Origin of the sequence: Bacillus sp. UNCCL81, assembly GCF_900112535.1 — a bacterium.
Taxonomy (GTDB): Bacteria; Bacillota; Bacilli; order Bacillales; family Bacillaceae_G; genus Gottfriedia; species Gottfriedia luciferensis_B.
This window is the reverse complement of record NZ_FOMF01000002.1, coordinates 516,405-532,907: the sequence shown is the minus strand read 5'-3', so window position 1 is coordinate 532,907 and position 16,503 is coordinate 516,405. Positions and strand designations below refer to the sequence as shown.

At 32.5% G+C, this 16,503-nt stretch carries 14 protein-coding genes; 1 reads left to right on the top strand and 13 read right to left on the bottom strand.

Annotated elements, in window-relative coordinates:
• Positions 1-117: 117 nt before the first annotated feature.
• Together BM319_RS02750 and BM319_RS02745 are read right to left on the bottom strand one after the other, a co-directional pair.
• Entirely contained in the window at positions 118-1,338 is a 1,221-nt protein-coding gene (locus tag BM319_RS02750) for a sugar efflux transporter (protein ID WP_069032210.1), read from the bottom strand.
• Between the two features lie 141 nt (positions 1,339-1,479).
• Positions 1,480-2,349, bottom strand: coding sequence for a Cof-type HAD-IIB family hydrolase (locus BM319_RS02745; RefSeq protein WP_091021244.1), 870 nt, complete (start codon positions 2,347-2,349; stop codon positions 1,480-1,482).
• A gap of 205 nt (positions 2,350-2,554) precedes the next feature.
• On the opposite strand from BM319_RS02745, the gene BM319_RS02740 reads away from it, so the two are divergent.
• Positions 2,555-3,460, top strand: a complete 906-nt coding sequence (locus BM319_RS02740) for an AraC family transcriptional regulator (RefSeq protein WP_091021243.1) — start codon at positions 2,555-2,557, stop codon at positions 3,458-3,460.
• 74 nt (positions 3,461-3,534) lie between these two features.
• On the opposite strand, the gene BM319_RS02735 is transcribed toward BM319_RS02740, so the two are convergent.
• The 11 genes from BM319_RS02735 to pucD form a co-directional block, all read right to left on the bottom strand.
• Entirely contained in the window at positions 3,535-4,683 is a 1,149-nt protein-coding gene (locus BM319_RS02735; RefSeq protein ID WP_091021242.1) for a toxic anion resistance protein, read from the bottom strand.
• Between the two features lie 19 nt (positions 4,684-4,702).
• Positions 4,703-6,385: a vWA domain-containing protein gene (locus tag BM319_RS02730; RefSeq protein ID WP_091021241.1), complete on the bottom strand. Its 1,683-nt coding sequence runs from the start codon at positions 6,383-6,385 to the stop codon at positions 4,703-4,705.
• Positions 6,386-6,393: 8 nt separating this feature from the next.
• The gene (locus tag BM319_RS02725; RefSeq protein ID WP_069032205.1) at positions 6,394-7,128 is read right to left on the bottom strand and encodes a hypothetical protein; all 735 of its coding nucleotides are present in this window, start codon (positions 7,126-7,128) and stop codon (positions 6,394-6,396) included.
• 303 nt (positions 7,129-7,431) lie between these two features.
• Entirely contained in the window at positions 7,432-7,908 is a 477-nt protein-coding gene (locus BM319_RS02720) for a hypothetical protein (protein ID WP_069032204.1), read from the bottom strand.
• A gap of 71 nt (positions 7,909-7,979) precedes the next feature.
• The gene (locus BM319_RS02715; protein WP_069032203.1) at positions 7,980-10,475 is read right to left on the bottom strand and encodes a transglycosylase domain-containing protein; all 2,496 of its coding nucleotides are present in this window, start codon (positions 10,473-10,475) and stop codon (positions 7,980-7,982) included.
• Positions 10,476-10,674: 199 nt separating this feature from the next.
• Positions 10,675-11,592 (bottom strand): alpha/beta hydrolase, encoded by a 918-nt coding sequence (locus BM319_RS02710; RefSeq protein WP_091021240.1) that lies wholly within the window; start codon positions 11,590-11,592, stop codon positions 10,675-10,677.
• A 224-nt stretch (positions 11,593-11,816) separates the two neighbouring features.
• Positions 11,817-11,939 (bottom strand): hypothetical protein, encoded by a 123-nt coding sequence (locus BM319_RS24955; protein WP_286143666.1) that lies wholly within the window; start codon positions 11,937-11,939, stop codon positions 11,817-11,819.
• 315 nt (positions 11,940-12,254) lie between these two features.
• Positions 12,255-12,875: an ATP-binding protein gene (locus BM319_RS02705; RefSeq protein ID WP_091021239.1), complete on the bottom strand. Its 621-nt coding sequence runs from the start codon at positions 12,873-12,875 to the stop codon at positions 12,255-12,257.
• A 22-nt stretch (positions 12,876-12,897) separates the two neighbouring features.
• Positions 12,898-13,278: a PAS domain-containing protein gene (locus BM319_RS02700; protein ID WP_175495537.1), complete on the bottom strand. Its 381-nt coding sequence runs from the start codon at positions 13,276-13,278 to the stop codon at positions 12,898-12,900.
• 442 nt (positions 13,279-13,720) lie between these two features.
• Positions 13,721-14,227 (bottom strand): (2Fe-2S)-binding protein, encoded by a 507-nt coding sequence (locus BM319_RS02695; protein ID WP_091021710.1) that lies wholly within the window; start codon positions 14,225-14,227, stop codon positions 13,721-13,723.
• Positions 14,228-14,237: 10 nt separating this feature from the next.
• Positions 14,238-16,502 (bottom strand): xanthine dehydrogenase subunit D, encoded by a 2,265-nt coding sequence (pucD, locus tag BM319_RS02690; protein ID WP_091021237.1) that lies wholly within the window; start codon positions 16,500-16,502, stop codon positions 14,238-14,240.
• Position 16,503 lies beyond the last annotated feature (1 nt).

Here is a 16,503-nt window from a genome sequence, read left to right as displayed (position 1 = left end):
TTTTCCATTAACTTTTAGCAATTGGCTAACCAAGGTCTGTGCCTTTTCCTGTTCGAGTATGTTCAGCCAGCTTTATAAAAACGATCAATCATACGTTATTTATGTGTAATTCATCAACTACACAGACTGACTATGACCTGTCGAAATTTCCATTTCCACATTGTTTTTTGATTTCCATAATATAAAGAGTGAACAAATTACAAACAATATACAAAGTAAATAAACATTACGATAACCTGCTAATTGTGCAAATAGACCTCCGCCTAAATTTCCTACTAAACTTCCGATCGTTGAGCAATTCGCATAAATTGAAGCAGAAAATCCCGGTGAATTTGGTAGTAGGTCGTTAAAATAGCTTATACCATTACCCATTACGATAGCAATGTAAGTTGCCTGTAGTAACTGTGCAACGATTAACTCCCATGTATGAGTTGAAATGCTTAAGGTTAAGTAATAGAGTAATCCAATTAAGCAGCCGTAGATCATCAATGCATGATTGGAGATTTTTTTAGAAAGTACTCCCAACACAAGCATGATTGGAATTTCTAAACCTGCACATAAACTTACGACTAATCCAACATCTGTATTAGTACCATGTAACACATTGACGATAAAAAGAGGTGTGTTGATCCAATTTATCGAACTAACTGCAAATAATAAGATAAAAGCTATAAATGGTAATCTAAGTTGTTTTCGTTTAGCGGCTGTGACTTTTGTCTTGTTTTTCTTTTTTATATTGTTCTGAACTGGCTTTCTCTTTTCTAAAAAGAAGAATACTAGAAGTGTAATCAATACATAAATGCTAGATGTTCCCCAAAAAAGTCCATGATAACCTTTTGCCCTTAAAATTAAAGTACCTATTAATGGTCCAATTAAAAAACCTAAAGAAACAAGTGAACGTAAAGTTGATAATGCTAAAGTCTTGTCTTTCGTTAAACTTGCATTTGCCGATTCCTGTGCGGATGCAAAAATTTGTGGCATAGCCGCTGCACCTAATCCATTAAATAAAGCAACAAAAACTAATAATAAATAGTAGTTATGAAATAGTAAATAGGATGCATAACCTATTGCAGATGAAATCATCGCAATCAGAATAATCCATTTTCTGTCAATCCCTCGATCAGAACGTTCAGCAATAAATGTATTAACTAAAACACCACTTAATGAAATCACTGCCATGAAGATACCAAATGCTCCAGAGCTCATCCCTATATATTTTGTTGAATACAGTGATAAATAAGGAGTTGTGATTGAAAGTCCGATCCCTACAAATAACAAACAGATGACAAATAAACTATACCCCTTAATGGCAAATAGATCTTTTATCCGTCTAACCAAATTTTATTCCCCCTTACCTTTCTATATTTTAATCATTTGGTTTAAATAGACAAATAAAAACAACCTTGGATAATGTTATATACTCACACATTTAACCAAGGAAAATATTGCATATTTAGATGTATTTAGATTTCTTTACTATTATAGTACATTAGACTCTTTAAAAATATATTTTTGAAATGCATATGCAACACCATTTTCATCATTACTTAATGTAACAACATCACTTGAGAGCTTTACTTCTTCTTCAGCATTCCCCATGGCTATAGATAATCCGGCTATATTTAACATCGGTAGATCATTTTTTTCATCTCCAATAGCTACTGTATTTTCTATTGGAATATTAAAATATGAGGCCATTGCTTTTAAACCATACCCTTTATTTCCATTTATATGTGTAACCTCAAGATTAAAAGGTGAGGCACTTGTAACAAAAGTCTCATCTATGGATCTTAATTTTTTATCAAGTCTCTCCATTTGTTTTGGTTCAAGGGTTAAAATAAGAAACTTTTGGATTGTCAAATCCTCATTATCAATTATTTCATGAACTTTGTTAAAAAACGAATGCCCATATACACTTGGAGGTGTAGTAAACATTTTGAAGTGTCTGTTTGAAAAGTATTCTTTAGGAACACGCCCAGATGAAACAACTTGTTCAAATCGTTTATGCCAATTACTTGGGGCATATATTCCCTTGTTTGTAGAAATATTGTACGGCAAGTCTTCTCTCTCAACTTCTAAGGCAATTTTTTGCACTTGAGGTCTTCCTATCGAATTTAGTTCAATTAATTTACCATTCACATATAATGCGGTTCCGTTATGGCCTCCAACTGGACAATTTAAGCCATACTTTGAAAGTTCATCATTAACTGAACTTGGTGAACGCCCGGATAAAATCATCACGATATGCCCTGCTGCCTGAGCTTTTTTAATCGAATTTAATGTTTCTACACTTATTATTTTATTAGTGTTGAGTGTTGTACCATCAAGGTCTAATGCAATTAGTTTCATAAGTATCTCTCCCTTAAGGGTTTTAAAATTAATTCCTCATCGATGAAATGATAATATTATAGTTTTGAAGATATGTTTGATATACTTAATTATGCATTAAAATAAGCAGAGTTCGTTAACACATTCCTCCTCAATGATTGCCTAATCCTCTCACAATTACATATCCTATGAAAAATTTTTTAAATTTTAAAGTAAGGAGGACTATATGTCTGAAATTAACGTTTCTTATCTAAGCGAACTAATCCAAATTATTGATCGCAATACTAGTCATGAAGGTGTTAACGAGACCTCAATTAACTCATTATTTTTCATTCGGGAGTCTACGATTACTGATCCTAAATACAGGGTCTATAAGCCGTCACTATGTATAGTTGTTTCTGGTAAAAAGGAATTATTACTAGGTAATGAAAGTTTTAAATATGGACCTGGAAATTATTTAGTAGCATCCGTTGATTTACCAGTTACAGGCCAAGTTATTGAAGCTACACCAAGCGCTCCATATCTAGCTTTAAAACTTGAATTTAATCCAGGGCAAATCTTGGAAATTTTAACTGATACTAAAATTCCCACTAATTTAAAGGAAAATGCTAAACGAGCGATTTTTGTCAACGAGTTAGAAGGTTCAATTTTAGATGCAGTGATTAGATTAGCCCGTTTAATGGAAACACCTGAAGATATCCCAATTCTTGCACCTATTTTTACAAAAGAGATTCTCTATAGAGTATTGCGTGGACAGAATGGGAATATATTGCAACAAATAGCCATCGAAGGTAGCACAATTAATCGAATTAATGAAGTTATTGAACAAATTAAAGCGAATTTTTATAAGTCTTTACGAATTGATGAGCTTGCAGAAATCGCAAATATGAGCGTTTCTTCCTTACATAGACATTTTAAAGACGTAACTGCAATGAGTCCCCTACAATTTCAGAAGCACTTAAGGTTGCAGGAAGCGCGACTTTTATTACTGTCTGAATCTTCAGATGCACAAGAAGTAGCATTCCGAGTAGGGTATGAGAGTCCATCCCAGTTCAGTAGGGAATATTCTCGATTATTTGGTTTTCCGCCAAAAGAAGATCTTAAACGAATGAGAGCGAAAAAACCTAGTTAAAATGGGAAAGCAAAAAACTAAGATTCTATCAATCTTAGTTTTTTTGCATCTTATTTATCTTTTTCCAGTATCTTCTATAATCCGATTCGGTCCCCTTTTTCAAGTCTTTGAATCTGTTGTGAACCGACTTCAGCTAATTCTTGAAATTGTAAAATTGTTTGACGCATTTTTGGCAAAGCTTCTTGTTTAAATGTACTAATCGATTCAAATGCTGATATGACGTTTGTGAATGAGGTTTTTAGTGTTTCAACCGATACCGCTGATTCCATTGCTTGCTTTTGGATTGCAACTCCTTGCTCCTTTAATAATCTAGAAGTACCTTCAATAATTGTATTTGTTGTTTGATTTAAAGCAGTGATTTTTTGTAAAACGATTTTTTGATTATATAGAGCACTTGCTACCGTTACAGCTGTATTCAGTGCGGAAATCGTTACTGTTTTTGCACGTTCAACTCCACGGATTAATTCACGATTATTCCGAATAACAACTTCATATGACATATCTCCTTGGTGATTGACAACTAACATTTGCTGTAGGTCCATGACTCGTTGTCGTAACGGATAAAGAACTTCCTCTGAGATGAATTTAATTTTTTCTTGATCTTCCCCTTCAATTTTTGCTTTTTCAATCTGGTTTTCAATTGACTCATCCATTAATGTTCCAAGTTGGATTTCTTTTTCTAGCGTTTTTGAAAGCATACGAAGTGATAATTGTTCATGCTCTAATGTCGTATTATCATTTTCAAGAATTTTTTTCCCCTTATCAAGAGACTTTACAATATCTGCGATTGCAACATCTGCTTTTTCAAATCTTTGAAAATATGAACGAATAGGATTAAATAACTTACCTAAAAAACCCGACTTTGCAAAATTAATTACACTTGGATCTAAATCTTTTAATTGAACTTGGAGCTCTGATAATCCTTTTGCAACTTGCCCTCCTTCGTCTCCACTTTTAGCAAGTTGACCAAGTGAAACCTTAAGAAGAGAATTTTTATTCGAAGAAGATTTCATTGTCTGTAATCCAAATGATTCGATTGATTGAAGAATTTCCTTTCGTTTTTCGAACGTTTCTTTTGAAACAGTGTCTATTTCCATAATCATCGCTACATTTGCATCCGCTGTTGCCTTCAATTTCATTAATTCCTCTGGCACAGGCTTTACTTGCTCTTCTATTACTGCTTTGATTTCCTCTTCATTTACAACTTGCATAGAAAATGACATGCTTAAATCCTCCTACTAATTAAAGTTGAACATTAAAGAGATTACGAATTTTATAGATTACGTCATCTGAATCTGCATTAATATTCGCAGCTTCGTTAATATTGGAGATACTTTCAAGCGCTTTAATATTGGCGTTATAACCAATCGTATAAATTGGAATTTTATATGCTTTTATAATTCCTTTTACATTTTTTAATGAATTCCCGTGATTGGTCTCCCCATCGGTTAGGACAAAAATAAGCGGTCTTACATTTGGATTTTTTTTCATTTCATCTTTCAGCATATTAATTGCTACTAGGATTCCATCGTTTGTTGCTGTATCTCCACTTGCATCGAGGCTAGATACTGCACCAACAAATTTTGACTGTTGATTTGCATCATATTTTGCAATTGGAAGATTGATCGTAACATCAGCAGAGTATGAGATTAAGCCAATACTATTATCTCTTCCTAAATATTTTTGTCCTTTAAGTAATGATTCTTTTAGCTCATTTAATGGTTTGCCATCCATACTACCTGAAACATCGGCTACAAAAACCGCAGCAATTGGATTTGAAGTATTTTTCTTTCCTTTCCAAAGCTTCTGTGCAGCACTTAATGTATCCCCATCGATCGTTTTAAGCTCTGATTTGTAATTGTTTAACCCATTAAACCCATCTTGTTTCGCAAGTGATTGAAGATTATTTTGACCAGTAAATTCAGCAAATTTTTTCAAAATATCCATTTTCTCTTTTGATAAATTCCCTAAAGCATAAAGTGGACTGTCGTGACGCACTCCAAATGGTATAAACTCGTAACTATTTTTTAAATCTGGTGAATTAACAAATGTTTGATATTCTAAGACAAATGCATCCAGCACGCCCGATTCTGCTGCATCACTCATTTGTAGAGTCGTAGATGCAGTGAACGGTACATTTGCTTGAAAGCGTTCAAACCCTCTCACAGCAGTATCGCTTAATACATCTTTTGAATCAAAAGAATTTAAAGTCGTAACTAAAAAATTTAATCCTGTTGAACTAGTAAATGGATCAGTATATCCCATTGATAGTTCATTTTTTGTCATCGCTTCGATAACGGTTTTCGGATCGACTTTACTGTACTTTTTCATTAACTCATTATATTTTGTTTTTGAAATGACAATTCCAGGAACATTCCCAACTAAACGCGAGGATACGGTTTTTGTTTGAATACCGCTTGCTGTGATCATTTGACCCCAAAGTTCATTTGAAGGTGTAAAGGCATCAGGAACATATTTACCAGTTTTAATAAAATCTGTTGCAGTACCAGATGCAATGTTTCTAATTTTTACAGATACTTGCTTACCGTTTAGATTGAATTTTGCATCATTAAACTTATTTGCGACCTCATTTAGCCAACCATTTTTTCCATCACTTGATTTTTCAGTAGATGAAAAAATTTCAACAAAACTTTCAGTCGTATTGTCTACGGATACAGGAAATTTTGAAATATCGGGGAGTTCACTTGCTACATCAGCTGTACTTAAGTCAATTTGACCTTTAATTGGTTTTGCTTTCGAAATATTTATTTTTTCTATCATTTTAGCTAATTGCTGATTTTTATTTTTATCAGTAATTTTCACAACCTTATCCCCTGAAGTCATATTGACTCCAATATAGACAAGAAGAAAAACTACAACGATCACTGCAATAGATGCAAAAAGAAACTTCCTCATTGTTATCATCCTTTCATTCATTGCCTATAATATTTTGTTTGTTGAATTAACGAATCGATTTCTTTCATACATTCCATTTTTTCAATATCATCGATTCCGATTTCATCAAGTCTTGAAATTTCTAAAATTAATTTATCAATATTAACAAGAATCTCTTCATTCATTTCAATTGCTCTTTTTACGAATTTAATGTATTCATTAAAAAGATTTGTTTTCTCTTGAATTAATGACTTTGAGTACCGTAATCCATCTTTCCCCTTTATTTTTTTATATTCAAGTTCATCAAAAGTACTAATCTTGTTTATGATGTTTCTTATTCTTAAATAAAATAATGTTTCAACCTCGTCCACAACAGATGCAAACTTGTTGTATGTAATTTCGGTTGGAGAAAATCGATCTGCTAATAAGTTATAAAATACGCCTTTTTTCTTTTTCATTCGTTCGATTTGCTCAATTGAAGTAATAATATCTTCTTTTAGTACTTTACTATTTTTATACCGACTTAAAGCAAGAACGAAATCTTCATTTGTTTTTAGCTGTTTAATTGGCTTATCTTTAACAGGCTTGAAATATAGTTGAAACATACTAAATAGAAGTACTAACAAATTCGCTATTATGAACGATATCCCAAATGCAGTTTGAAATGCACTCGCATTAATTAATTGGATTCCGATTAAACCTGGAGAAAATACAATCACGTTCAAAATCGTAATGAAAGCGATTAGCCCCACTAATTTTAATCCCTTTATCATCTTTCACTCCTCCGCTATACTCTATTTATGCTCTATTACTCATTTATATTTATCATTCTGATTTTTTAGTTTAATAATTAATGACTTGGCTTAAATTTTTTTACAATTGATTTTTTTATTAAACAAAAAAAAAGACCGCTAAGCAGTCTTTAAGTTTGTACTAAAAGCTTGTTAGACACCCTATCTCTTCATTTTTTCCCAACCTTTTTTTGTCCTAAGAATATGCTAATTGTAGTTTACTTTATTTAACCACCAGTCCAATAGCTAAATTAATCCCCCGACTTTTCGGGGGCATCAGCATTCTCATTTTTTGTAAATATTTGCATTAAGAATGTTCTTACACTTATTAATCTTTTGTTTAATTTGCATATTATCAAAAAAATATACTTCTGTACCTGACCAAATAAATACCCAACATACTATGCTTAATATGCCTCCGATATAGGCGTGACTTTTTTGAAGCTTTAAATATAAGATGCCGATAATAATACCAAAAACAAATAAAATAATTGTCTTTTTAATATTTCTAGCATAAATCCGTTCATCAGTTTTCATGAGGTTAGAAAAAGAGTTTAACGTCGCAGTTTTTAATGAATGTTCATCAAAATTATTTTGACCACCAAATAGTAGCTCTATATTTTTTCTTTTAGCACTATGTAGTTTAGATAATATAAAATCTTCTAAATCAGAGCTTAAGTGTAAATCGTCTTCGCTATAATAACTAGCGTATGGATTATCCGACTCTTTTAAAAAAATATTAATCCTTATTTTATCTTCCATTTTAAAACTCCTTTAACATGATCACTTTAAAAAAACGCATTGATATTTCTCAATGCGTTTTAATTTTAGATTTAATGTGGATTTTTAGGATTAGGTACGATTGGATTTACAATATTATCTCCATTCGCTCCTCCTGTACCCGGCGTTTGATCACCTGGCTTCGTACCTTCTCCTGTCCCGTTTCCATTCCCTTGCTCATTTCCAGTTCCTTGTCCATTTCCATTTCCCTGTCCATTTCCATTTCCTTGTCCACCTTCATTTACAGGTGGAGTAGTTGGTTGTTCAGGTGAAGATAAATCAACAGTAACTGTAACAGGTCCACTCTTACCTTCAGCACTCATAGCAACAATCGCTATTTTTACAATATCTCCAGGGACAATTCCATTAATACTTGTTGCTGTACCTTGAATTTTTTGAGTTTGTCCCGCTGCACCATTTACAGTATAACTTACTTCAAAAGAGGTTTTTTGAAGCAGATTTGCAGGATACGTCCAATTTAATGAAATATTACTTGTAACAGGATCATAATTCGCCTTAACATTTTTTGCAGACTCAATCACAATATCTTTTGGAATATCATCTACTTTTTCTCCACGAATGTATAATTCATTTCGAATTTCTTCAACCGATGAAGGTTTTCTAAATATTGCGTTTCGATCACCATTTGCAGCTAACATATCTCTTGCAATGTATTTGGCAATATTCGTTGAACCTTTACCAAGAAAGTTATTCTTTTTATTTTTTTCATACCCAGTCCAAACAGCCATTGTAACATCTGAAGAATATCCTATAAACCAACTATCACGAGTTGCGTTATCCGGAAATCCGTATTTTTGTTTTACTTCATCAGAATAGTTTGTCGTACCTGTTTTACCTGCCATATCAAGCCCTGGTACATTTGCTCTCTTACCAGTACCAAGTGGTGTTTTTACTACATCGCGAAGCATATCTGTTACCATATATGCAGTATAATCACTCATTACTTGTTTAGGCTCAGTTGCAAATACTTTTTCAGTTTTATCAGGATAAATAATTTTTTTAACGGAGTGAGGCTTATTATAAATTCCACTATTTCCAAATGCAGCATAAGCTCCTGCCATCTCCATTGCTGATACACCTGTGAATCCTCCAATAGAATAAGATTCATAATATGTATTTTTCGAAAAATTAAACCCTAAACCATTCCCAAATTCTCTAGAGCGATCACTTCCTACAGCCTGGAAAGTCTTTAATGCAGGAATATTTCGAGAATCGACTAATGCTAATCGAATTGAAATATTACCTTTGTATTTGCGATCCCAGTTTCTAATAGGTGTCCCATTAGAATATGTATAAGGTTCGTCAAGAATTTGATGAAAAGTTGACCATTTTAAATACTGAATAGCTGGACCGTAATCAAGTATAGGTTTAATCGAAGATCCCGGCTGTCTTTTAATATCAGTTGCAAAGTTTAAACCACCAGTACTTGTATTTCTACCAGCACCTACTGCTCGAATTTCACCTGATTTCGTATCTAATAATACAAAGCCAGTTTGAAATTCATCACTCGGATAGAAGCTTTTTCCCCTACTTAATATTTCATCAGCTTTATCTTGAGCTTTAGGATCTAATGTAGTTTCAATCGTTAGCCCATCTGTATAAACATTTGCATCACTGTTTTTTTCTACTTCGTTTACGACTACATCGATAAATGAATTGTATTTTGTACCACCAGATTCATGTACCTTTACTAATGATTTCATTGGTATTGCTTTTGCAGTTGTATATTGTTCCTCTGTAATATAACCATATTTTTTCATTTGACTTAAAACCGTATTTCTACGATTTTGTGACTGTGTAGGGTGCTTTGCAGGATTATAGCTATTTGGGGCCTTCACCATACCTGCTAAAGTTGCTGCTTCTGGCAATGTAATTTTAGATAAATCTTTACTAAAATAAGTTTCACAAGCTTTAGCTACCCCATATACTCCTCGCCCTTTAAGACCATTTGAAAAGTAAACTTTATTTAAATACATTTCTAATATTTGATGTTTAGAGTATCTTTGTTCTAATTTAAATGCTAAGTACATTTCCTGAACTTTACGCTTAATTGTTTTTTGAGAAGATAAAAATGAGTTTTTTACTACTTGCTGGGTGATTGTACTTCCACCTTGTGATCCAAAACCTCCAGTAATATTGGCTAAAACTGCACCAAATACCCGTCGAATGTCTACGCCTTTATGTTTATAAAACCGCACATCTTCAGTGGCAATAAATGCGTCCTCTACAACCTTTGGAATTTCATTGTAGGACACTTTTGTTCGTTGTTCTCTACCTAATTCGGCTACTACTTTGCCATCCTTATCGACAATAGTCGAAGATAGCGGTACTTTAAGTTTTGATTCATCTAGTGCGGGTGCTCCGCTAACTAAATATGAAAATATTCCTACACCAATCAGTATGAAAACAATTACGATTGATAATAATGTTACAGTAATTTTTTTCCATAAGCCTTCAGACTTATTGGAAATTTTAGAAGGCTTTTCCAGCCGTTTACGTTCTTCTCGCGAACGATATTCATTTGCCATCTTAGTTCGCCTGCCTTTTTAGTAAAATAGAGCTTTTTGGGGCAAAAATTATACTTTTTATTTAAACCAATTTAGTAATAATAGTATTTTCTACACGCTCTACTTTCATGTACATGTACTGAAGAATATCTTCCTCAAATAAAAAAACAGATAAACCGCTCTTTAAGGTTCATCTGTTTTACAAAATCTAATTAGTTATTTAATTTGCATTAGACGAAAACGTCTTTTCAATAAAATCAATTACTCTCTTCATATATGGTTCAGGTTCTTCAATAAATGTTGTAATATGTCCATGTTCTGTTAGCCATAATGTTTTTTCGTTTTCATTAGGGATTTGTTCATAAATCATTTCACTACTACTGAATGGTACTTTCAAATCATTTTTTCCATGAATTAATAAATAATTTGTAGAATTTCCTTTTTGAACTGATATGACTGGAGACACTTCTTTTGGATCAATCTTTAATAGGTGTTTCATCGAACGTAAAATGATTGAAGTAAACGGTTTTTTAGGTAATTTTGACCAAACACTTAAATTATCTTCCAAATAAGTTTGTAAATCATGAAATGGGCTATCTGCAATAACTCCTTTAATTTGCGGATGAAGACTGCCAACTAATAAACATGTCGCACCACCCATACTCCATCCAAGCAAAACAATTTCAAGTTGATTTCGTTGATTAATCACATATTCGACTGCCGACGATAAATCATGCTGCTCATAATATCCAATTCCTGTTGTTCGTCCACCTGATTTTCCACTATTACGGAAGTCAAACATCAATACATTATACCCTTGATCATGGATTGATTGGACAATTCGAAGACCATTAATCTTTTTTTGACTTCGTTCATCTGTATACCCGTGTGCAGTTATAACAGTTTTAGATGTTGAATTTTTTGCTGGTATCCACCATCCTCTTAGCACAACTTGATCAAGATTACTCTTAAATTCAACCTCTTCAAATTGCAAATTGTAATCGGCAGGGGTTTGTTCGGTTTTTCGTCTAAATGGATGCGTTAAAATTAAACCGACTAATATCGGTATTAGGAAGAATAAAAACGGAGACAAAATTAACATCCAAATTAAAAGCTTATTTATTTTTTTCCGTTCCATCTTGCACACTCCTTTTGTCTGGTAGCCCAATAGAAGTTCTTCTATTTAAAGTATGAAATATGTTAGACTTTGTTAGTCTTAATCAAATTTTATTTATGTATTAATTGTATCTTTTTAAGTTCCTGTTAATCAATAAATAAGGGGTGCCGAAATTTCAGTTACACCGAATTTTTAGGCACCCCATTTAATGAACTTTAGATTAACTTTAAAAATTTACTTACGTGCTAATTTCTGATGTCTTCCATTATACAATCTTGTGGTCCTTGTCTATATGTTAAAATAACTAATGTTGTGATTGCGACTAAATAAAATAATAGCATTGCACAAAATCCGATTACTAAGAACATAAGATTACCACCTTTATATTTGTTATGATTTTCACAAGTTAAATTTAACATATAAAGTTTAGGATTAATTCTCGATATTATGTATTTTCTTGTGATAAAATTCACAAAGTTGCATTTGAGATATCATGGAGCATGAAACAATTAGTTAATACTAAAAAGTGTAATGGCAACAATTACGTTATTTGCCGAATCGTTGCCGTCATCAATTATCTCCAAATTATATATAAATTTATAATTACTTATAGCAACTTATTATGCGAAAAAAGCTATTAATTTATATTTAATTTTAACAAAATTATTTTTAACGAAAAGCACTCATCTATTAAATCTAATATTAAAATTCGTACCATTGTCACTAGTTGTAAAATCAATGGTTGCGTTATTTCGCTTTGCAATCGCATAACAAATTGCTAATCCCAATCCAGTTCCATTTTCTTTTGATGTGACAAATGGTGTGGAAATTCTCTCGATTATTTCAGGTGGAATCCCAGTTCCTTCATCATTAATTGACATAACAATTTTATCGTCTTCAATATAAGTATGTATTTTTACAATTTTTCTAACATCCATTGCATCTAAGGAATTACTAACCATATTTAAAAGTAGCTGTCGGATTTCATTTTGATCAATGATTAAATTAGGAATTTCATTTAGCTCTCTTATAATGAGTTTGTCCTCTTTTAATGCTCTAGTTTCAAGAAATGGATATAAAGTATTTATTATTTGATTTAAATTATGTTCTTCAAGCTTGTTAGGCCTTTTCTTTGCAATATCGAGAAATTCAGTAATAATTGCATTTACCCGATTAATTTCATCGATCATTAATTCAAATATTTGACTATAGCTTTCAAAGTCTTTATTTTGTAATCCTAATTGTAAAAATCCCTTTACTGTAGTAAGAGGATTTCTAATTTCGTGCGCTACACCAGCAGCCATTTCTCCTATTATTTTTAGTTTTTCATCTCTCAGATATATTACTAAAAATAGCTAGTATCCCATTCTGATCGGGTATCACCTTAATTTCATATGGAATAAGTGAATACTCCGTTATTGTTTCAAATGACTGGATTTTTTGTTCATTATAGGCCTTATTGTAATAGTGATAAACATCTGTATTCACATAATTAGGTAATGCATTCCACATACAAACGCCGATTAACTCCTTTTTGGGCTTTTCAATCATCGCTTCAGCAGCCTTATTTATAAAAACAAATTCCATTTTCGAATTTAAATAGTAACATCCTTCCGCCATGTTATTAAAAACTTCATGTAGGTCAACATGATTAATTAATTGATTTTCTTTATTTAATGATAAATTACTATTTGAAACCAAAGTCATCATACCCCTTCCTTTTTTGATGACTAATAAAAAATCTAACCAGTTTATTTTAGAATATCATATTTCTGAATTTTCAGAAATAAACACTTATCCCATTATTCAGTTAGATACAAACAAAATTAAATTTATAATTTCATTACATTACTTAAAAGATACTCTTTTTACTTCTTTCTTTATACTAAATCCAGGAAAAAATCCACCCTTTTGAGGTTCTCTTTATTATGATCATTAGTAAACAATATAAATAGAACAATATATAAAAATTATTATTGAGCACCCGGTTACTTATTATTTTAAAAATGCAAAAAACAACAAATGCACCAAATGGAAATTTAAAATAGCTCAAAACACAAAAAATCCCCTCATATTTTCCCTATGAACAATAGGTGAATTATAGAAGGAAAAGTTTTAAATGAGTATAATTTTTTTACTTTAAAAGAATTTAACTATCATTCTTATTAATGAGTTTAATTGCTTTTTGGATCGACCGTTTTATTCCTGTGTATCCTGTACATCTACATAAATTACCTGATAAAGCTTCATTTATTTCTTCATCTGTAGGATTTGAATTTGTATCAAGAAGCGCTTTTACAGCCATTATCATACCTGGAGTGCAATATCCACATTGATATCCGCCCTCTTCTAAGAAAGATAATTGAATCGGGTGGAGCCCTTTTTCTGCTATTCCTTCAATTGTACAAATTGATGTATTATTTACTTGATAGGCCATCATCAGACAAGAATTAACTAATTTATTATCCATATGAACCGCACATGCCCCACACCGACCAATTTCACATGAGATTTTAGTTCCCGTCAGTTTTAATTCATCTCTTAAAATGTCAATTAGACGTTTGGTAGGTGAAACATATAATTGCTTTTCCTTATTATTTATTTTTAAATTTAGTTCAAGTAAATGAATAGGTTGATCTTGATCATATTTATTCATACCCATTAGCTCATCTCCTTGAATTTATTAATTGCAATAAATATTCTGGGGAAATTGGTAATTTATTGATCCAACATCCTGTCGCGTCGAAAATTGCCCTAGCAATTGCAGGAGCAACAGCAACTGTTCCGATTTCTCCAACTCCTCTAGGTCCAAATGAATCTTCTTCAACAAGATTTTCTATTGGGACTACATTTAATTTAGATGGAACATCACAAATTGTTGGTATTAAATACGTATCAAAGTTATCAGAAATGTATTTACCTTTTTCCATTATCGAATCTTCCATCAATGTATACCCTAATGCCATAACACCTCCACCCTCGATTTGACCTTTATAACCTAAAAGATTGACAACTGGACCAGCAGCAACTACTTGGTCTAATCCAATGATCTTGGTTTTTCCAGTCAAAAGGTCTACTTCTACTTGTGCCAAAACGGATGCGAAAGAATAAAGATAGTGACTACCTCCAACAGTAGCATCAGGACTTATCGGAAAATCAAAAGATGTCTGAACGATTATATCTTGTTTTTGAGGCAATTTTTGAGCAAGCTCTTTATACGTCATAATAAATTTTTCTTCTCTATCGTTAACTTTTAGCCAAATCCCTTTAGGTCCCATTTCAAGAAAGTTAATCGGTAATCTAGTAACCTTTTGAGCTAGTTCAAGAACTTGGATCTTAAATGAAGCTTCCATTCTTTTTAAAGAATGCCACACCATGCTTGTAGCTCTCGATGCTGTAGAAGAACCACTAATTGGCACCAATTCAGTATCACCTATAATAATATTAATATCTTGTTCAGAACAATTAAATTCATCGATTAATAATGTTTCAATTACAGCTAGAATACCTTGACCACATTCTTCAAATCCAAAAGCTGCTTCTATTTTACCTTTTCGAGTAAACGATAACCGACCTCCCGCTGGGTCTATTCTGTCGACCCCAAGTCCCCCACCATGCATTGTGATCGCAATACCTTTTCCATAAACCTTCCAATTCTGATTATGCTCATTTTTATTTAATAGAGGTGTATTACATATTCGATTTAATACATCATAAGCACTGTTTGTTGGTACGATTTTTTGACCTAATGGGCCTAAATCATTTGTTTTTCTTAGATTTATTAAACGAAATTCGATTGGATCCATATTAAGCTTTTCAGCAATTCGTTCGATTTGACCCTCAAGAGCAAACGTAATTTGATTTCCTCCAAATCCTCTAAATTCACCAGCAACTCCATTATTTGTAAATACTGAACACCCTTCAATTTCAATATTAGATATGATATAAGGTCCTGATGCATGTTCAATAGCAAAATCTAATACTGCAGGACCTAATGTTGCGTATGCACCTGTATCAGCAATAATTTTTACTTTATGTGCTTTAATTTCTCCAATTGCGTTTACACCTGTTTTCATTGTAATTTTCATTGGATGTCGTTTTAATCCAGACTTAACAGATTCGCTTCTACTTTGGTGAATTTTTATTGGACATTTAGTTTTTAGAGCTAACAATGCACCGTATGGTTGAATATTTAATTCATCTTTCCCTCCAAATGAACCACCCATTGGGCTAGAGATAATTCGAATTGTTTCTTCTGGCATATTTAGAATCCTGGCCAATTGAAATCGATCTTTAAAACCATGCTGTGTTCCAACATACACCGTTAAATCCCCATTTATTTCAGGGACAATTACTCCACCTTCTGTTTCCATATATGCATGCATTTGCCTAGGTAACTCATATGTTTCTTCAATAATCGTACTACATTCTCGAAACCCCTCGTCAACATCACCTTTTTGATATTTAGACTGATGTAAAATATTTCCTTGTTCATGTAATTTAGGAGCATCAAGGCGAAGGGCCATTTCAGGGCTATCAATAACAGGTAGCTTTCTATATTCCACTTTTATCAACTTTAATGCCTTTTCAGCGATTTCTTCTGAATCAGCGGCGATTGCTGCAATTGCATCACCGATATACCTTACCCGGTCTTTACAAAAAACAGGTTGGTCAGGAACGATCAGACCAAAACCATTTAAACCTGGAATATCCTTATAAGTAACAATAGCTTTAACACCCGAAATTTTTTCAGCTTCTTCAATTGAAATAGATAAGATTTCAGCATGTGGCTCTGTACTTCTTAATACTTTCGCATATAACATTTTTGGAAAGGAAAGGTCCGTAAGATATTTCAGATTTCCGGTCACCTTGTTTAAACCATCAGGACGAATTCTTCTTTCCTTATTGGTAGGGGTCAAATCTTTACGCATT